A 19,234-nucleotide genomic window follows, 5' to 3' on the forward strand; every position below is an offset into this window, starting at 1 on the left:
TCGCTTGCCCATCCACCCAGAATGGTTCGAACTGTGGACCCGCGTAAGGAAGCAAGAGGGCTATGTGGACAAGCAGTCGATAGCCAGCGGTGTGGAGGACAAGTTGTCCGGCCGCGGCGGGTTTGAGAACCACGCCACCCCAGCGAACCACGCCACCCCAGCGAACCACACACCCCAGCGAACCACGCCACCCCAGCACACAAGGCAGAATGGAGACCATGTACTTGCTGCTCGCCGCCCACCCGGAAGGCGCAGCCATACAGAGGATCTCCCCCACCGGAAAAGCTACGGCTGACGCACGCGTTGTCACCCGAGGCGAGCTGGCCGGCGTCGTGCGTGAATTCGAAGCCCAGCGGCCCCGCTGGGTGTGGCATCGTGCCCAGGACTGGTACCCCGAACTGCTCGCGCAAGGCATCGAACTGGAACGCTGCCATGACCTCGCACTGTGCGGAGCCATCCTGGCTCATTCTGAATTCACGGCGCACACCGACTACGCCAGGCACGCGGTCAAGCTCACCCAGGACGATGACGCATCACCGCCCCGTGCCCTTCAGCCCCCACCGCCGCCGGCCGATCAAGGTGCCCTCTTCGAGGACATCGCGCCGAAGAATCCCAAAGCAGGGCTGGCTGAGCTCAAAGAGGAGTTCGCGGCCCAGCAACACGCGGTCTCACAGGCCGCCACGGACCAGCAGCAAAAACAACGCCTTCAATTGCTGCTGGCCGCCGAATCAGCGTGCGCCATCATTGCCGTTGAGATGCAGCATGCTGGTGTCCCGTGGCGCGAGGAACTGCATCAGCAGATCCTCGCCGAGGTCTTGGGTACCCGGCCACCCCTGGGGCACAGGCCCCCGGCCCTTGAGGTTCTGTGCGCCGAACTCAGGAGCATCCTCAACTCCCCCAGCCTGAACCCGGACTCGCCCCAAGACCTCATGCGTGCCCTGCACCGCAATGGGATCGAGGTCAAGAGCACCCGCCAATGGGAGCTCCAGGAATCCAAACACCCGGCCATCCAGCCACTGCTGGCGTACAAGAAGCTCTCCCGGCTGCACACCGCCAACGGCTGGGCCTGGCTGGATGCGTGGGTCAGGGACGGGCGGTTCCACCCTGAGTACGTCGTGGGCGGCGTGGTGTCCGGGAGGTGGGCGTCGAGGGGCGGTGGTGCCCTGCAGATTCCACGCAACATCCGGGCCGCGGTCCATGCCAATCCGGGCCATAAGCTCATCGTCGCCGACGCCTCCCAACTGGAACCGCGGGTCCTGGTGGCATTGGCCCAAGACACCAAGATGGCCGAGGCCGCACGGGACAAGGACCTCTACGCAGGCATCGCTGCACAGGGATTCGGTGGCGACCGGGCGAAGGCGAAGATTGCCCTGCTCGGTGCCATCTACGGCGCTACCACTGGCGAATCGGGCAGGCTCATGCCGCAGCTCACGCGTACCTATCCGCGCGCCGTGGGGTTCGTTGAGCAGGCAGCCCGCGAGGGCGAGGCCGGGCGAACAGTAACTACGCGCCTCGGTCGAAGCAGCCCGCCTCCGTCAGCTGGCTGGTTGCGCGGCCAGCAATCCACCACCGCGGAGGAGCAGCGCCGGGCGGACAACCTGGCCCGCTCACGGGGCCGCTTCACCCGAAACTTCGTGGTCCAGGGCTCGGCAGCTGAGTGGGCAGCCTGCTGGTTGGCAGAATTACGACGGCGCCTGCGGGCCTTGCGTGCCGAGGGCGCACCGTCCGGGGAACTCGTCTTCTTCCTGCACGACGAAGTGATGGTTCATGCGCCTGACGTTGCCGTGGATGCCTGCATCCGTGCCATCGAGGAGGCGGCGACTGCCGCGAAGGAACTGATGTTCGGGAGGATACCGGTGGAGTTTCCGGTGAGCGTGGCCGTCGTCGATTCCTACGACAAGGCGAAATAGCACCAACACGGACGACTATCCAGTCATATCTCGCCATATGAGCCGGAATGAACCTCCTGTGACGGGTACCGCCCAGTAACTGGTGGTTGATCCGAGGTTCTGGATACTTTCACTATGTGGACGCGGTTCGCCGTTCCATGTCTGTATGCAAGGAAGCATCCATAGGGGGAAGAAGCGATGGCTGGCAGGTTTGAAATTCTCAAGGACAACGACGAAGGGTTCCGGTTCCGCCTCACCGCGGCCGATGGCACTGTCGTGGCCGAATCACCCACGTTCACGCACCTCGAAGGCGTCATTGCCGGCATCAACGCCGTGCGGGAGAACGCTGCCACAGGACTGATCGTGGACCGTTCGGCGACGGGCCGTAAGGCCGCCTGACAGGGAACGTCCGGGGGCCGGGCCGCGCGGCACCTAGAGGTCGATGTCCCGCAATTTGTCTTGATCCCAGGGGACCGTCCATCCCAGCTCGTCGAAGAGACCGCTCAGGACCATGCCGGTGAAGCCCCAGACCAGCACGCCGTTAACAGTGAAGCCCGGGCTGGTGTACGTGCGCCCAAAGCGCGTGATGGTGGCGGTGACCCGGTTGACAGGATCCAGGAGGTCGCGGACCGGGACCCTGAAGACCTGCGCCGACTCTGCATAGTCCACTACCCGAACAGGCGACGGCGCATCCCACCACGCCAGCACGGGTGTCACACGGAAATTGCTGCGGATAAGTCCGAGTTCCGGAATCACTCCCAGCACCCGTACACCCTCCGCGTCCAGGCCGGTTTCTTCCACCGCTTCACGAAGTGCCGCGGCCACCACTGAATCGTCTTCGGGGTCGACGCTGCCACCAGGGAACGCCACCTGCCCTGGATGATCGTCCAGGGTGTGGGCCCGCTCAAGGAGGAGAACGTCGAGGTCGGCGGGGGCGATGGGTCGACCCGACTCGGCAGGAACGTTATCAAGCACGCCGAACAGCATCAGGACTGCGGCCGGGCGGTTGGTTTCCGGGCTGACTGGAAGCCGCTCCCACAGGGCCGAGTGCTGCTGCTGGCCTGCTTCAAAGCGGCTCACCAAGGCGGACAGCTCCTCAAGCGCGGTCACCCGGGCCTCCTTTGCGATTCCATGCGGATCTCTGCGGCCCGGTGCGTCTCCGCCAGGAGTTGCTCAAGCAAGGCCTCGTTGCCCGGGGCGAGCTCGTATTTCAACAGCTTGGCCGCCTTGACCGGATCCGTCTCGCCATCGCCGTAGCTCGGGCACAGGCTGGCCACCGGGCAAGCTCCACAAGCGGGCTTCCTGGAGTGGCAGATCCTGCGTCCGTGGAACACTACGCGGTGCGAAAGCATGGTCCAGTCCCTTGGCTCGAAGAGCTCAGCGACGTCGAACTCGATTTTCACCGGGTCATCGGATGCCGTCCACCCAAAGCGGCGGGCCAATCGTCCGAAGTGGGTGTCCACCGTGATCCCAGGGACACCGAAGGCATTTCCCAGGACCACGTTGGCGGTCTTGCGTCCGACGCCGGGCAGCGTGACCAGATCTTCAAGCCGACCCGGGACCTCGCCGTCGAATTCGTCCACCAGCCGGGTGCTGAGCGCCAACACATTGCGCGCTTTGGCCCTGAAGAAGCCTGTGGGTTGAAGGATCGTCTCCAATTCCGCCGGGTCTGCTTCAGCCAACGCTTTTGCGTCCGGATAGCGGGCAAACAGGATCTTGGTGACTTGGTTGACCGCCACGTCGGTTGTTTGCGCCGAGAGGACCGTAGCCACCACCAGTTCAAATGGATTCCTGAAGTCGAGCTCCGCATGCGCATACGGATACTTGTCGGCAAGAACCCTGTTGATCTTGCGTGCCCGTCGTTTGAGTGCGAGCAGCGAACCAGCTTCAGCGATGGCCACGGTGTCCCTGCCTAGCCGCGTTCGATGTTGCTGAGCTCCCGAAGAACCCCAACCTTGCCGTCGGTGTCCTGGACCAGGAATTCATGGCCGCGGTCCTCGAGTGCCAGCACCCAACCGCCGGGTTCAATGGTGAAGGAGGGGAGGCCCGTGTGTTCGTCGTACGCAGTCCGCGGCTGGGCGACGGCGAACCAGAAGGCCTCATAGGCAGGCGAGTCCGATTCCTCCGGACGGCTTGCGGGGTCCACGGTGGCACCGATGGTGTCGCTCACCTTGCGGGTGTCGCCCGAGACAATCGGCGTCGCCATGGTGGCAGCCCACGGTTGTTGCGCTGTCGGCTGTTGCGCTGCCGGCTGTTGCGCTGCGGGAGCCTGCGTGGCGTGCTGCGTGGTGGCAGTCTCAGGAGCCGTAGCCGGGGCCTTCGCAGAGTGGTCCTTTGCGTCCGATTCGCTGGTTGGTTCCTCACGCTGAGGCGTGGGGGTCGCGGGCGAGGCACCGGCCCTGGAAGGGGCAGCAGCTGCAGGTACAGACTCCCCCGCTGCCTTCGCGTCTGCTGAATGCACGACGGCGGGTGCTTCCGGTCCCGTCGACGGCCAAGTTCCAGGGGTGCCACTGTCGGGGGTGCCAGTTCCAGGGGTGCCGGTTCCATAGGTGGCTGGCGGCGCGAAGGGGCTCGGCCCGGCGGGTGTGCCCCCGCCCGGGGCGTTGGAGGAAGCAGGGACGGCCGCCGCAGCGGGTGGCTGGTATCTGGGCGTCGAACCAGACGTGCTGCCGCCCGTCGGTTTGGGAGCTTTGGGGGCTTTGGGAGCAGCCGGTTTGCGGCTGGGTACTGCTGCTTCGCGGGCAACAACGTGGGCCGGCGTTTCAGCACGCCCCTTGAAGTCGGCTGAGAGCCACGGCAGATGCGGCGCCAGGACCGTGGCGGCCAGCAGGCCTACTGAACCCACCAGGCCCAGCAGAACGCTGCCGTTGAACGAGTTGGCAATGGTGAGGAAGAACAGTGGGAAAGCGAAGGAAGCCGTGACGGACGCGAACTGGTCAACGGACAGTGACCCGATGCGGACGATGGTGCCAGGCTGCAATCTGCGGGCGACGAAGAGCACCACCACCACCAACGGGAGGATGATGCCCAGCAACAGGAAAAACAGGTTTCCAAGGTTCCAGAGGTTGTAGCGCGCTCCGAACATGGGGAGCAGGGACGCGACGAACATCAGGAGCGTGGAGCCGAAGACAGTAAGGTCCCGGATAGTGAATGGCCCGGCTACGGTGTCGTACTTGGCAATACCGTTCCTGGCCGTGTCACCGGTAACCGATCCATTCTTGGCGGGGGGTGCGATGTTTTCCGGCGCAGGATTCCCAGCAGCGTTGCCGCCAGGAGCGGCGGCCGTTCCAGCCGTGGTGTCCGGTCCCGTCGGTTGTGAGTCGTGCGGGCCTGGGCTCAGCTGGTTCATCTATTTCTCCTTCGTACGGCGGCGCCTTGGACAGTCCGGCCCGGTGATGTCCGCGGGATTCCGCGGCCAAACCGGACACGCCAGAAGATGCGTCCCAAGACTTCTTCAGCCTATGCCACCCCACTGACAGGGTTCTAGCTGAAAACGGTCATCCAGCTTCGCCCACAGCAAACTCCAAGGTCGCTTACAGGAAGCGCCCACGGGCATCAGCGCGAACAGCGGTGCAGCACGTGCCGCCGTCGTCGTCATGTAAACGGTTCCCCAGCGCACCAGCCGCCATTCGGCGCTAAAACTGCGCCGCTCGCTGCCGCATTTGTGACCACGCACACGTAGGACCTCTCGAAGCGATAGTGTTGATGGCGGACAGCACTCTGCGGACCTTCGGCTGGTCCCGCTCGACGCTCGAAGACGGCTCGAGGGTGGACCTGATGGCAGGATCCGCGCAGCAAAGATCGATGAATGATGAGGTTCACCATGTCCCAGGACACCACCGGATCCACGGCCACCGCTGCAGCTTCAACGGCTCACAACGGACAGGCCCCGCACGTAGAGGCCCTTGAAAACCTCCTGCACGAGAACCGCAAGTTCGCTCCATCGGCAGACTTCGCCGCGAACTCGGTAACAAGCGCTGACGCCTATGGAGAAGCTGAGGCGGACCGCCCCGCGTTCTGGGCCAAGCAGGCGCGGGAGCTGCTGACCTGGGACAAGGACTTTACGGAAGCCTTGGATTGGTCCAACCCGCCGTTTGCCAAGTGGTTCGTCGGCGGCGAGGTCAACGCGGCGTACAACGCGCTGGACCGGCACGTGGAGAACGGCTTGGGCGACCGCGTTGCCATCTACTTTGAAGGCGAACCCGGGGACACCCGCACCTACACCTATGCACAGCTGACCGAAGAGGTGAAGAAGGCCGCCAACGCCTTCGAGTCCCTCGGCGTGGCCAAGGGCGACCGCGTGGCCGTCTACCTGCCCATGATCCCTGAGGCCGTCATCACGCTCCTTGCTTGCGCCAGGATCGGGGCCGTGCACTCGGTGGTGTTCGGTGGTTTCTCCGCGGATGCCCTTCGTTCCCGCATCGAGGACGCCGAAGCCAAGCTCGTGGTCACCGCCGATGGCACGTACCGCCGCGGCAAGCCCTCCGCCCTGAAGCCGGCCGTTGACGAAGCCCTCTCCAAGCCCGGTCATACGGTCCAGAACGTCGTGGTGGTCAAGCGCAACGGCGAGGACGTCAACTGGGTGGAAGGCCGCGACCTCTGGTGGTCCGACACCGTCGACAAGGCATCCAACGAGCACACCGCCGTCGGGCATGACTCCGAGCACCCGCTGTTCATCCTCTACACCTCAGGCACCACCGGCAAGCCCAAGGGCATCCTGCACACCACCGGCGGCTACCTCACCCAGGGCGCCTACACCCACAAGGCCGTGTTCGACCTCCACCCGGAAACGGACGTGTACTGGTGCACCGCCGACGTCGGATGGGTCACCGGCCACTCCTACGTCACCTACGCACCGCTCATCAACGGCGCCACCCAGGTCATGTACGAAGGCACCCCGGACTCCCCGCACCAGGGCCGCTGGTGGGAAATCGTGGAAAAGTACAAGGTCTCCATCCTCTACACCGCCCCCACCGCGATCCGGACGTTCATGAAGTGGGGCCGGGACATCCCGGACAAGTACGACCTCTCCTCCATCCGCGTCCTCGGCTCCGTGGGCGAATCCATCAACCCCGAAGCATGGATGTGGTACCGGGACGTCATCGGCGGCAACGCCGGCAAGAATGGCGAGAAGAAGGACAACCCCGCACCGATCGTTGACACCTGGTGGCAGACCGAAACCGGTGCGCAGATGATCGCCCCGCTGCCCGGCGTGACCGCCACCAAGCCCGGCTCGGCCCAGGTCCCGCTGCCCGGCATCGCCGTGGACGTGGTGGACGAAAACGGCCAGTCCGTGGCCAACGGCGAAGGCGGCTACCTGGTGGTCCGCGAACCGTGGCCCTCCATGCTGCGCGGCATTTGGGGCGACCCGGAACGGTTCAAGGACACCTACTGGTCCCGCTTCGAGGCCATGTACTTCGCCGGCGACGGCGCCAAAAAGGACGAAGACGGCGACGTCTGGCTCCTGGGCCGCGTGGACGACGTCATGAACGTCTCCGGCCACCGCCTCTCCACCACCGAAATCGAATCCGCCCTCGTCAGCCACCCGTCCGTCGCCGAAGCAGCCGTCGTAGGCGCCGCTGACGAAACCACCGGCCAGGCCGTCGTCGCGTTCGTCATCCTCCGCGGTGACGCCGTGAACAACGGCGACGAAACCGTCCTGGCACTGCGGAACCACGTGGGCAAGGAAATCGGCCCCATCGCCAAGCCCAAGCAGTTGTTGATCGTCCCGGAACTGCCCAAGACCCGCTCCGGCAAGATCGTCCGCCGCCTCCTCAAAGACATCGCAGAAGGCCGCGACACCGGCGATGCCACCACACTGGCCGACCCCGGCATCATGACCCAGATCGCCGAATCGCTCCGTAAGTAGGCAATTCACGACGGCGCCGCCCACCTCCCGGGGTGAGCGGCGCCGTCGTGCGTTCAGCCACTTGGGCGATGCCGCCGCGTCTGCCTTCCGCGCTGCGGGAGCCACGCGTCCTAGACTGGACCCAGACTCAGCCCCACGTTTGACGAGGTTCCCAGAAAGGCCCTGATGCTTCAGGCAGCACGCCACTCCGCCATCATCGATGCCGTCCAGCGCGAACGCGTCGTACGGGTCTCGGACCTCGCGCAACTGCTGGGCGTCTCCCCCATGACCGTGCGCCGCGATATCGAAGCGCTCGAGGAAACCGGACGTGTGGAGCGCATCCACGGCGGCGCCAAGCTGCCCGGCGATGCAAGCACCCATGAACCCGGCTTCGAACTCAAGTCCACGCAGCTCACGGACGAAAAGCACGCGATCGCCGTCGAAGCAGCCACGATGGTCCAGGAAGGCATGGCGATCGGGCTCAGCGCCGGCACCACCACGTGGGCCTTGGCCAAGGAACTCGTCAACGGGCCGCGCATCACCGTGGTGACCAACTCGGTGCGGATCGCGGACCTGTTCCACCACGGCGCTTCATCGGGGCCGGCCCGCTTCGGCTCCACCGTGATCCTGATCGGCGGCGAGCGCACGCCGTCGGATGCGTTGGTGGGTCCCATTGCAACAGCTTCCCTCAAGCAGCTCCACCTGGACGTCCTCTTCCTGGGTGTTCACGGCATGGACGCGCAGGCTGGTTTCACCACGCCCAACCTGCTCGAAGCCGAGACCGACCGCGCTTTCATGGCATCTGCGCGGAGCACCGTAGTCCTTGCCGATCACAGCAAGTGGGGCGTGGTGGGCATTGCCTCGATCGCGCAGTTGGAAGAGGCCGACGAGCTCATCACTGATTCGCTCCTTGGCGACGATGCGCGCCGGGTGCTGGCCGAGAACGTAGCAAGGCTGAGGATCGCAGGGGCGTAACTTCTCATACCTTGGGTGGACCCCGGCTCGCGGAGTTCAGCCGGTAGACGGACGCTGCGGCGTGGGCTCATTGGCGATGCTGGTCTTATGAACGCCATCCTCCACGCTCAGCAACTCACAAAGCACTACCCCGGCAGCATCGCCCTGGACCACGTCGACTTCATTGCGAACGCCGGTGAATCCATTGCGATCATCGGGCCGTCAGGTTCCGGCAAGACCACCCTTCTGCATTGCCTCGCCGGGATTTTGAGGCCCGACGCCGGCACCATCACCCTCAGCACTCCCACGGCGCCTTTGCGTTTGGACACCTTGGGCGACGCTGCGCTGTCCCGCCTGCGCCGCGAGGAGTTCGGTTTCGTCTTCCAGCAGGGCATGCTCCTGCCGGAGCTGACGGCCGTGGAGAACGTGGCCTTGGCGCTCATGCTGAACGGCACCGATCGCGCTACGTCCGAGTCCCGCGCAGCCGAGTGGCTGGGGGCCCTGGGCCTGGCGGGTATGGAACAGCGCAGGCTGGGCGAGCTCTCCGGCGGGCAGGTCCAGCGTGTTGCCATTGCCCGCGCCCAGGTCACCGGCGCCAGGGTTGTGTTTGCCGATGAGCCTACGGGCGCCTTGGATTCGGCAACGTCCAACGAAGTGTTGGATGTGCTGCTTCGCTCCGTTGCAGCCAACGGGCGCACCTTGCTGGTGGTGACGCACGACCCCAATGTGGCTGCCCGATGCCAGCGTGTGGTGGAGCTGCGTGATGGTCGGATCGTGGCCGACAGCGGCAGCGCGGTTGCCGCTCCCGCCCAGCCAGCTCCTGCAACCACCAGCTTCAAGGGTGCCTTCAATGTCTAGCCTCAGCATGGCCCTGCGCCTCACCCCGTACCTTGCGCGAAGCAGTGGCAGCAGCCTCCGCGAAACCGGCCTTCGCGACGCCGGGCTGCCCATCCTGGCTTTCGGAACGGTCACCGCGCTGCTCCTCACCGTGGCCGGTGGCTCACAGGTTTTCTGGTCCTGGTCAGACGACATCGCCGGCACCTACCAAGCCCTGGCCGTCGTCGCGATGGTCCTGCTCGTCATCCCGCTGCTGACGCTCGGCGCCTCGGCCGCACGACTGGCCGCCCGCCGTCGTGATGACCGCTTGGCATCCTTGCGCCTGTTGGGCGCAAACAGCGCAACAGTGGTCTGGATGACCGTCATTGAGTCCACCGTCCTGGCAGCTGTAGGCGCGGTAGCGGGGGCGGGACTGTACGCCTGCATGGCTCCGTTCCTGGGGCTGATCCAGTTCCGTGGCCAGGCGATCGGGAGCCACGCGTGGTTGTCCGTGCCCTCCATCCTGGGCTGCATCCTGGCGGTCTGCGTCCTTGCCGCGGCGAGCGCGGCGTTGGGCCTGCGGAAGGTTGTGGTGACGCCATTGGGCGTCCGGACCAGGCAAACGGCCGACGGCGCCCATTGGGTTCGTGGACTCATCGCGGCTGTGGTGGTGGTGATCGGAGTGGTGGCGATGGGGATGCTGAGCAGCTTTGGCGCGTTCATTGTGATCATCGCGGTGATGGGTGGCTGCTTCGGTTTGGCACTGCTCGCGCTGAACCTCATGGGCCCTTGGATCCTGAAGCTGCGTGCGTCTTCACAGCTCAAACGCGCCAAGAAACCCGAGCACCTGCTGGCTGCAAGGACCGTGCTGGAGAGTCCCAAGGAATCCTGGCGGCAAGTTGGGGGCGTCGCGATGACCAGCTTTGTGGGTGTCTTCGTCGGGGTGGGCATGGCCGTGGCCGACACCATGGGAGGCAGTGCCGGGGACGAAACCGCCCTGCTGGTCCGGGACATCAATACCGGCGTGATGATCACGCTGCTGGGTTCGTTCCTGATGGTGGCATGCTCAGCCGGGGTGAACCAAGCTGCGGCAGTCCTTGACCGGGCCTCGACGCTGGTGGCCCTGGACCGGGTGGGAATGCCGCGGAAACTGATGGTGGCGGCACGGGTGAAGGCGGTGATGTCGCCGCTGTTCCTGGTGGCCGGAGTCTCTGCGGCCGCTGCCGCCGTCCTCGTCCTGCCCCTGACGGGCGCCGTGCTGTTGACCCAGCCTGTGGTGTTCCTGACCATTGGCGGGGTGTTCGCGGCCGGTTTCCTGCTGGTCCGGCTGGCGGTTGCGGCCGGCACCGCGCAGATCGGCCAGGTGCTGGCCCGCCCGGAGCGCTACGCGAGCATGGGCTCGTAGCCCCCCACTGCCCGCGGAGTCCCCACACTGCCCGCGCCGAGGTGGCATTTGATGACAGTGTTTGCATCAAACATTGTCATCAAATGCCACCTCGGCGGAGCTACTTACAGCCGCACGACTGCCGGATGATCAGCTCGGTGGGGAGGATGTGGTGCTGGAGTTCCTCTCCGCGGTCCTTGCCCACCAGGGCTCGCACCGCCGCCTCGGCCATGGCTTGGACCGGCTGCGCCACAGTGGTCAGGGCAGGCCAGCTGTATTCGGCATCGAGCGAGCCGTCAAAGGACACCAATGCCATATCGTCAGGCACCCGGACCCCTGCTTCATGGAAGGCTCGCAGAATTCCAATGGCCTGCATGTCGTTGCTGGCAAAGATCGCGGTGGGCCGATTGGCCATGGCGAGGAAGCGCTTGCCAACCTCGTAACCGCCTGGCCGGGTGAAGGGGCCGTGCAGCATGGGGCCATCAGGCAATCCGGCGTCACGCAGGGTGGCCAGCCACCCCACTTCGCGGCCGTCCAACTGGTTCCCGGTGTTGGTGCCGATCGCCAGGCCAATGTTGGTGTGTCCGTGCCCGATCAGGTGCTCCACGGCGGCCCGCGCCCCGGCTTCCAGATCCACACCGACGCTGGAGAAACCCGGCGGCGATCCTGCGTTGTTCAGCAGAACAGCGGGGATCTCGGAGGCTTCCAACTCGGTGACATCGGGGTCGAACACGCAACTGGCAAGGAACACGCCATCCACTTGGCGTGCGGCCAGCGTGCGGATGTTCTTGCGTTCACGGGTCAGGCTCCCGTCCGAGTTGGTCAGCACCATCCCGTAACCCAGTTCCGATGCAGCCTCCTCCACGGCATGGGCCAAGTGGGTGAAGAAGGGGTTGGTGTTGTCCGGCACCACTACCCCGATGGTTTCGCTGGAGCCCAGTTTCAAGGCACGTGCTGCGGCGTTGGGGCGGTAGCCGAGGATCCGGATGGCATCGCGCACTTTGGCTTCCGTTGCCGGCGCAACGTTCTTGGGTCCACCGTTCACTACATAGCTCACGACGGCGGTACTCACCCCGGCGTACCGGGCCACGTCTTTGCGTGTTACCGGGCCGCGCGGAGTTTGTACTGCTGTTGTCGTCATGAGGTAAATGCTAGCTAGTCGGCAGGAGCATCACCGAAGTCGCGGATGGGAAGACGCTCACCGCCGCGGAGGGCAGACTCGTGGGCGATGATTCCGGGAAGGGTGAAGCGGGCGGCCACCCAAGCGTTGACCGGCGGGAGGCTGCGGTTGTTCACGGCCGTCACGAAGTCGTCCACCAGGAATTGGTGGCTGCCCTCGTGTCCATTGGGCGCTCCCAGGAATTCCTGTGGGAGCCGTGACTGGTCGTGCACAGGTGCCAGTCCTGAGATGAAGGCATCGCGCAGTTCCGGGGCCACGTCGGCAAGGGATGGATCATCAGCGGACATGGTGGACTTGGTTTCCACCTGCTCGGATACGTCCTCCACGGAGGACTTGTCCTGCCACACCGTGGTGGTTGCCAGTTGCTCAAAGCTGGCTTCGGTGCCGAAGAAGCGGAAGCGCGACTCCCGGATGTGCGAGGGGTAGCCCACGCGGCGCATCTCGTTGGTCCGCATCGCACCGCCGTCGTTCATTTCGAACAGTGCCGTCGCGTTGGAGAAGTCATTGGAGAACATGCTGACGTCTTTGTCGAAGACGCCGTCGCCGCGGTGATCCTTGACGCCAATGCAGCTGACGCTGACCGCGTGGCCCGGCACAGCACCCAGGACGCCGCCGATGGCGTGCGTGGGATAGAGCATGGGCGGGTAGCTGGCGGTCTCCTTCCACCGTTCCCCGCCGCTGTACTGGTAGGCCTCGTAGAAACCGAGGTCCATGTCATGGACGTAGTCGCCCTCGGTATAGAAGATCCGGCCGAATTTGCCGGCCTGGTGCTGCTGCCGGGCGAAGACGGTGGCGGGGTTGTAGTAGCTGGTCTCGCCCATGGCGTAGACCAGTTTCGTCTCGCGGACGGCCTCGATGATGCGCTCGATCTCTTCTTCGGAGATGGCCATGGGAACCGCTGAGTAGACGTGCTTTCCGGCCCGAAGGGCCTGCTCAACCAAGGGGCCGTGCGTCCACCGCTGCGTGAAGATGGCGACAGCATCGACGTCGGACTCCAGCAGTTCCTCAAAGCTGCCGAGGACGCCATCCAAGCCCCAGCGCTCCCGCGCTGCGGCGGCCCGTTCAGGGAGTTCGTCCACTGCGTAGACCTCGCTGACACCGGGGTGGAGCTTGAACAGGTGGGCGAACTGGCTGCCGAACTGCCCGGCGCCCACAACACCTATCGAAAACGTCATTGTTTACCTTTCCTGGGGCCACGGGTGCAGCCGTTTGTTTGTCGCATGACACGTACGGACGAGTTTCGCATCACGATCTACACGAGTCAACAGAAACAACATTTCTGAACATTTCTCATCAAAATCTTGCGTCAGCTCTTGCCAAGTCAAAATCTACTCGTGTAGATTCGCCTCCAGTTGTTACCAGCATCACTCCCACGAAAGGGTCGACGATGACCACGCTTACCAAGAAACCGGACCCGGGGCTCTCCGCCAGGGCACCGAGGAAGTCCCGGAAGCGGGGAAAACCATCCGACGGATTCCGCGGCATCGGAGACCTGAAGGTCGCGCTCTTCTTCATCGCTCCAGCGATGGTCGGATTGATCCTCTTCTACCTCGTCCCCACCATCAGGGGCATCTACCTCAGCTTCACCGAATACAGCATCCTGGGCGACCCGGAATGGATCGGCGCACGGAACTACGAACGCATAGCCAAGGATCCGCTCTTCTGGAACGCCCTGGGCGTCACAGCGGAATACGTGGTGATCAACATTGTCCTTCAGACGGCGTTGGCCCTGGGCCTTGCAATCCTGATGCACCGCGTCGCAAAGTCGACCCTTATCCGCGGCGCGCTCCTGATGCCGTACCTGATGGCTAACGTCATCGCGGCGCTGCTGTGGTTCTGGATGCTGGACTACCAGATCGGCATCATCAACCAGATCATCGAATGGACCGGACTGCCTCGCGTAGCCTTCTTCGGCAGTGAGCAATGGGCCATCCCCACCCAAGCACTCATCAACACTTGGCGGCACATGGGCTACACAGCCCTCCTGATCTTCGCCGGACTCCAGGCCATCCCGAACAGCGTCTACGAGGCCGCCAGCATCGACGGTTCCAAGGCCATGAACACTTTCTGGCGGATCACCCTCCCGCTGCTGCGACCCGTTCTGGTACTGGTCCTGGTAGTAACCGTGATCGGTTCCTTCCAGGTTTTCGACACCGTCGCGGTCACCACGGCCGGCGGTCCCGTCAACGCCACCCGCGTGCTGCAGTTCTACATCTACCAGCGCGCCTTCAACGAACAGGACTTCGGCTACGGATCCGCCCTGGCTGTCATCCTCTTCCTCATCCTCGCCATCGTCGCTTTTATCCAGATGAAATTCCTCCGCGGCAACCAGTCGGACCTGGACTAAGGACACGCCATGACCACTTTCACCTCACCCACGAACGCCGGCCGCCGTCGCCCGCCCAGCCGTCCCTTCAACTGGCGCCGCGCCATCGCACTGACCCTCCTCACCCTGGCCATCGCAGTGAGCATCCTGCCCTTCTACTGGGTGCTGCGCACAGCTCTTTCCTCCAACGGCTCCCTCGCCGCGAACTCCGCCAACCTGCTGCCGGCAGACTTCAACCTGGGCGCGTTCAAGCGGGTCTTCGGCCTCCAGAGTGCCTCCGAAGCCATCGCAGAAGGAGGCTCGGGCGCTTCGATCAACTTCTGGCAGTACCTGTGGAACTCGCTGCTCTTCTCCGGCATCACCACAGCCTGTGCGGTGTTCTTCAGCTCAATGGCCGCCTATGCTTTCTCCCGCCTGCGGTGGAAGGGGCGCGACGCGGTCTTCTCCCTGTTCCTTGCCACCATGCTGGTTCCGCCGATCTTCACCGCCTTGCCCAATTTCCTGCTCATCAAGAACCTGGGCCTGCTGAATTCCATGCTCGGCCTCGTGCTGCCGTACCTCTTCATGACACCGTTCGCGATCTTCTTCATGCGCCAGTTCTTCCTGAACATGTCCAGGGAAGTTGAAGAAGCTGCAATGCTCGACGGCGCCAAGCACTGGCGGATCTTCTTCCAAATCATCATGCCCAACGCCGCAGCCCCGATCGCGACCTTGGCGCTGCTGACCTTCATGGGTCAGTGGAACGAATACTTCTGGCCCCTGCTCGTAGGCACTTCCGAGGAATCCCGGGTGCTCACTGTGGGACTGGGAGTCTTCAAATCCCAGTCCCCGCAAGGCGCGCCGGACTGGTCCGGGCTTATGGCCGCAACGCTCGTGTCCGCCACGCCCGTTCTGATCCTCTTCGCCATCTTCGGCAAACGGATCGTCAACTCCATCGGCTTTAACGGCACCAAATAACTTTCTCCACCTCCCCTCACGCGGAAACCGGCATATGTCGGCACGCACCCATCCCGTCCTGAAAGGACCAACCATGATGAACAAGAAGGCAATCGGCGCCGTCGCCGTCGCAGCTGCCGCCGTCCTCGCACTGTCCTCCTGCTCGGGCGGAAACTCCGGAGGCAGCTCCGGCGGAGACTCTGCCAAGGGTGAGATCAGCTACTGGCTCTGGGACGCCAACCAGCTCCCTGCCTACCAGCAGTGCGCCACCGACTTCACCAAAGCCAACCCGGACATCACCGTCAAGATCACCCAGACCGGTTGGGACGACTATTGGTCCAAGCTCACCAACGGCATGGCCTCCGGCACTGCACCGGACGTCTTCACGGACCATCTTTCCAAGTACCCGGACTTCCTCAAGACCAAGCAGCTGGTGGCCTTGGATGACGCCATCACGAAGGACAACGTGGACCTTTCCCAGTACAACGAGGGCCTGGCGGACCTCTGGGTGGGCCAGGATGGCAAGCGCTACGGCCTGCCCAAAGACTGGGACACCGTGGCACTGTTCTACAACCAGAAGATGGCCGCCGACGCCGGCATCACCCCGGAACAGATGGGCTCCCTGACCTGGAACGCGCAGGACGGCGGTACGTACGAGAAGGCAATTGCCCACCTCACGGTCGATAAGAACGGCAAACGCGGCGACGAAGCCGGCTTCGACAAGGACAATGTTGCCGTTTACGGCTTGGGCCTGCCGGGCTCCGATGCCGAGAACGCCGGCCAGACGCAGTGGAGCTACCTGTCCGCCACCACTGGCTGGACCACCACAGACAAGAACCCGTGGGGCACCCACTTCAACTACGACGACAAGAAGCTCCAGGACACCATCGACTGGTGGGCCTCGCTCGCCGCGAAGGGCTACATGCCCAAGCTTGAAACCACCGTTGGCGCCAACGCCGCCGACAGCTTCGGCGCAGGCAAGGCCGCCATCAACAGCAATGGCTCATGGATGATCGGCCAGTACACCAGCTACAAGGGCATCGACCTCGGCATCGCCCCCACACCCCAGGGCCCCGAAGGCAAGCGCGCCTCCATGTTCAATGGCCTGGCCGATTCCGTGTGGGCCGGTACCAAGAAGAAGGACGCCGCCATCAAGTGGGTGGAATACCTTGGCTCCACCGCTTGCCAGGACGTCGTGGCCTCAAAGGCTGTCGTGTTCCCGGCCATTACCACTTCCTCCGAGAAGGCCGCAGACGCCTTCAAGGCCAAGAACGTAGACGTCAGCGCCTTCACCCAGCATGTGAAGGACAAGACCACCTTCATGCTCCCGATCACGGACAACGCCTCCAAGGTTGCTGGAATCATGAAACCAGCCGTGGACGCGGTGATCGCCGGCAAGGCCCCGGCCAGTTCGCTGACAGCCGCCAACGAGCAAGTCAACGCGCTCTTCGCGAAGTAACAACCACCCCCCGTTGTGGGGCCCGCTCTGCGCACTCTGACGCCCCTCAGGCGCGCAGAACGGGCCTCACAACTCTTTCGTCCAGGGCCCGAAGCCCACCCCAGCTGAAAGTGACTCAACAACATGCACCCGCTCCATCTCCGTTCCGCAGGTACCAGCCTGGTGATCAGCACCCATCATGGAGAGGCTGAGATAACCCACTGGGGAGCAGACTTGGGCGAGACCCTGCCGGACCTGTCCATCCTTAACGAGCCCATCCCGCCGTCCTCCATCGACGCCAACGTTCCTGCCGGGCTCCTCCCTCAGGCATCGTCGTCATGGCAGGGCCGCCGCGGTCTGCGTGGGCACCGCATCACCGACGGTGTACCCGGTCTTGATTTCTCAGTACGCCTTCGCGTGGTGAGTGCGACGACGGACGGCACCACCGCCGTCGTGCTTCAATCGGACGCCGACGCCGGCATCACGGTGACCAGCAACCTCACCTTGCATCCGGGCGGGCTTCTGGAACTCAGGCATACGGCCACCAACGATGGCACGTCGCCGTTCCAGGTGGACGAATTGGCCACCATGCTCCCGGTGGCGCCGGACGCCGTCGAACTTTTGGACCTGACGGGGCGCTGGTGCCGTGAGCGGCACCCGCAGCGACGGGCGATCCAGCAAGGAACCTGGGTCCGCACCGGCCGCCACGGCCGCACAGGCCATGATTCGTCGTTGCTTCTTGCGGCCGGGACCGCGGGCTTTGGCAACCGTCACGGCAAGGTCTGGGCCACGCACCTGGCGTGGAGCGGCAATCATGAGCAGTTCGCGGACAACGTAGCCGACGGCCGCACGATGGTGGGTGGCTCGGAGTTGCTGGGACCGGCCGAAGTGGTGCTGCAGCCGGGTGAAAGCTACACCACTCCTGCACTGTTTGCTGCCTACTCAGATCGGGGCTTGGATGGGATCACGGAGGCGTTCTACAGCTGGTTCCGCTCGCGGCCGAACCATGTGGTCAAGCCGCGCCCAGTGGTCCTCAACACCTGGGAAGCGGTCTACTTCGACCACGATCTGGACACGCTGATCGAGCTGGCCGAGTCGGCTGCGGACCTTGGGGTCGAACGTTTCGTGCTCGACGACGGCTGGTTCCGGGGGCGTCGATCCGACAACGCCGGTCTGGGCGACTGGTACGTGGACGAGACCATCTGGCCCGACGGCCTGACTCCGCTCATCGACGCCGTGACGTCCCGCGGCATGGAGTTCGGCCTGTGGGTGGAACCGGAAATGGTGAACGTTGATTCGGACGTTGCCAGGGCGCATCCCGAGTGGATCGTTGGCCCTTCCGCTGCTTCGTACAAGGACGGCGGCCGGCTTCCGTTGGAGTGGCGGCAGCAGCACGTCATAGACCTGGTCAACCCGGAAGCGTGGCAATACATCTACGACCGGATCGACAGCCTTCTGCGTGAAAACACCATCAGCTACCTTAAATGGGACCAGAACCGCGACCTTCTGGAGCATGGTCATGCCGGGCGCGCCTCGGTCCATGAGCAGACCTTGGCCGCCTACCGATTGTTCGATGCCCTCCGCGCGGCCCACCCGGGTGTTGAGATCGAGAGCTGCTCCTCCGGTGGCGCACGTGTGGACCTCGGAATCCTGGAACGGACCGACCGGGTGTGGGCTTCGGATTGCAACGATGCCCTGGAGCGCCAAACCATCCAACGCTGGACCGGAATGGTGGTCCCCCCGGAGCTGGTGGGCGGCCACATCGGCCCCACCACCTCACACACCACGGCCCGCACGCACGATCTGTCATTCCGCGCCATCACGGCCTTGTTCGGTCACTTCGGCTTGGAGTGGGATGTCCGCGAGGTCCAGGGCGCCGAGCGCGATGAACTCAAGCGCTTCATCGCTTTGTACAAGGAGCACCGCGGGCTGATCCACTGTGGACGGATGGTGCGCTCCGATGTACCGGACGAGTCGCTGATGGTGCACGGCGTAGTTGCGGAGACTTCGGCGCCCGGTGAAACAGCTGCACTTTTCGCCGTGGTGAAGACCCGCACAGGCTTCGCCGAACACGTGGGGCGGGTGGCCATTCCGGGGCTCGATCCCGCATGTTCGTACCGTGTGGAGGCGATCTTCCCCTCGCCGGGCGACGCCGACTACGGGCACGCGTTCATTGAGGCCAAGCCGGCACCGTGGTTGGCTTCCGGGGCAGAGGCTACCGGACGTTTCCTGGGCGAAGTGGGGCTTCCCATGCCCGTCCTGCACCCCGAGCACGCCATCCTGCTGCGGCTCACCGCCCTCTGACCCTCTCTCACATCCCGAGCGTTTCCGGGGAACCGTCTCTCACATTCCGACGGTTCCCCGAGAACGCTCCGGCACTTCTAGATGTAGTGTCCCGGCAGGTTGGTGACACGGGATTGATGTGACGCAATAAGAGGACCTCCGGGTGTTGTGTGGTGCTTG

General features: G+C 64.3%; 15 protein-coding genes. 10 read left to right on the forward strand and 5 right to left on the reverse strand.

The window, feature by feature from the left end; translation table 11 throughout:
- Nucleotides 1-218: 218 nt before the first annotated feature.
- A complete protein-coding gene (locus FQP90_RS21080; RefSeq protein ID WP_144653020.1) occupies nt 219-1,910 on the forward strand; it encodes a bifunctional 3'-5' exonuclease/DNA polymerase in 1,692 nt (563 codons plus the stop codon).
- Nucleotides 1,911-2,087: 177 nt separating this feature from the next.
- The gene (locus FQP90_RS21085; RefSeq protein WP_144653021.1) at nt 2,088-2,288 is read left to right on the forward strand and encodes a YegP family protein; all 201 of its coding nucleotides are present in this window, start codon (nt 2,088-2,090) and stop codon (nt 2,286-2,288) included.
- Between the two features lie 33 nt (nt 2,289-2,321).
- Here the strand turns inward: FQP90_RS21085 and FQP90_RS21090 are convergent, their stop codons facing one another.
- The 3 genes from FQP90_RS21090 to FQP90_RS21100 are packed head-to-tail and all read right to left on the reverse strand — an operon-like array spanning nt 2,322 to nt 5,238.
- Nucleotides 2,322-2,999, reverse strand: coding sequence for an NUDIX hydrolase (locus FQP90_RS21090; RefSeq protein WP_144653022.1), 678 nt, complete (start codon nt 2,997-2,999; stop codon nt 2,322-2,324).
- Nucleotides 2,996-3,790, reverse strand: coding sequence for an endonuclease III (gene nth, locus FQP90_RS21095; protein WP_144653023.1), 795 nt, complete (start codon nt 3,788-3,790; stop codon nt 2,996-2,998). Before nth ends, FQP90_RS21090 begins: the two co-directional genes overlap by 4 nt.
- Nucleotides 3,791-3,801: 11 nt before the next feature.
- Nucleotides 3,802-5,238, reverse strand: a complete 1,437-nt coding sequence (locus FQP90_RS21100) for a hypothetical protein (RefSeq protein WP_144653024.1) — start codon at nt 5,236-5,238, stop codon at nt 3,802-3,804.
- 474 nt (nt 5,239-5,712) lie between these two features.
- Between FQP90_RS21100 and acs the strand changes: the two genes are divergently transcribed.
- From acs to FQP90_RS21120, 4 genes are all read left to right on the forward strand, one after another.
- A complete protein-coding gene (gene acs, locus FQP90_RS21105; RefSeq protein ID WP_144653034.1) occupies nt 5,713-7,758 on the forward strand; it encodes an acetate--CoA ligase in 2,046 nt (681 codons plus the stop codon).
- A gap of 165 nt (nt 7,759-7,923) precedes the next feature.
- Nucleotides 7,924-8,712 carry a DeoR/GlpR family DNA-binding transcription regulator gene (locus tag FQP90_RS21110; protein ID WP_144653025.1) on the forward strand — a complete coding sequence of 263 codons (789 nt, stop codon included), beginning with the start codon at nt 7,924-7,926 and terminating at the stop codon, nt 8,710-8,712.
- 87 nt (nt 8,713-8,799) lie between these two features.
- Nucleotides 8,800-9,549, forward strand: a complete 750-nt coding sequence (locus tag FQP90_RS21115) for an ABC transporter ATP-binding protein (protein ID WP_144653026.1) — start codon at nt 8,800-8,802, stop codon at nt 9,547-9,549.
- Nucleotides 9,550-9,556: 7 nt separating this feature from the next.
- On the forward strand, nt 9,557-10,912 hold the full coding sequence (locus FQP90_RS21120; RefSeq protein WP_144653035.1) for an FtsX-like permease family protein: 1,356 nt from the start codon (nt 9,557-9,559) through the stop codon (nt 10,910-10,912).
- 100 nt (nt 10,913-11,012) lie between these two features.
- On the opposite strand, the gene FQP90_RS21125 is transcribed toward FQP90_RS21120, so the two are convergent.
- Entirely contained in the window at nt 11,013-12,032 is a 1,020-nt protein-coding gene (locus tag FQP90_RS21125) for a LacI family DNA-binding transcriptional regulator (protein WP_144653027.1), read from the reverse strand.
- A 14-nt stretch (nt 12,033-12,046) separates the two neighbouring features.
- A complete protein-coding gene (locus tag FQP90_RS21130) occupies nt 12,047-13,246 on the reverse strand; it encodes a Gfo/Idh/MocA family protein (RefSeq protein ID WP_144653028.1) in 1,200 nt (399 codons plus the stop codon).
- Nucleotides 13,247-13,458: 212 nt separating this feature from the next.
- Between FQP90_RS21130 and FQP90_RS21135 the strand changes: the two genes are divergently transcribed.
- From FQP90_RS21135 to FQP90_RS21150, 4 genes are all read left to right on the forward strand, one after another.
- Complete coding sequence (locus FQP90_RS21135; RefSeq protein WP_208760052.1) at nt 13,459-14,418, forward strand: carbohydrate ABC transporter permease; 960 nt, start codon at nt 13,459-13,461, stop codon at nt 14,416-14,418.
- A 9-nt stretch (nt 14,419-14,427) separates the two neighbouring features.
- Entirely contained in the window at nt 14,428-15,354 is a 927-nt protein-coding gene (locus FQP90_RS21140) for a carbohydrate ABC transporter permease (protein WP_144653029.1), read from the forward strand.
- 73 nt (nt 15,355-15,427) lie between these two features.
- Complete coding sequence (locus FQP90_RS21145) at nt 15,428-16,792, forward strand: ABC transporter substrate-binding protein (RefSeq protein WP_144653030.1); 1,365 nt, start codon at nt 15,428-15,430, stop codon at nt 16,790-16,792.
- A 123-nt stretch (nt 16,793-16,915) separates the two neighbouring features.
- A complete protein-coding gene (locus tag FQP90_RS21150; RefSeq protein WP_144653031.1) occupies nt 16,916-19,075 on the forward strand; it encodes an alpha-galactosidase in 2,160 nt (719 codons plus the stop codon).
- Nucleotides 19,076-19,234: the final 159 nt, after the last annotated feature.

Source organism: Paenarthrobacter nitroguajacolicus, from assembly GCF_007786235.1.
Classification (GTDB): Bacteria; Actinomycetota; Actinomycetes; order Actinomycetales; family Micrococcaceae; genus Arthrobacter; species Arthrobacter nitroguajacolicus_A.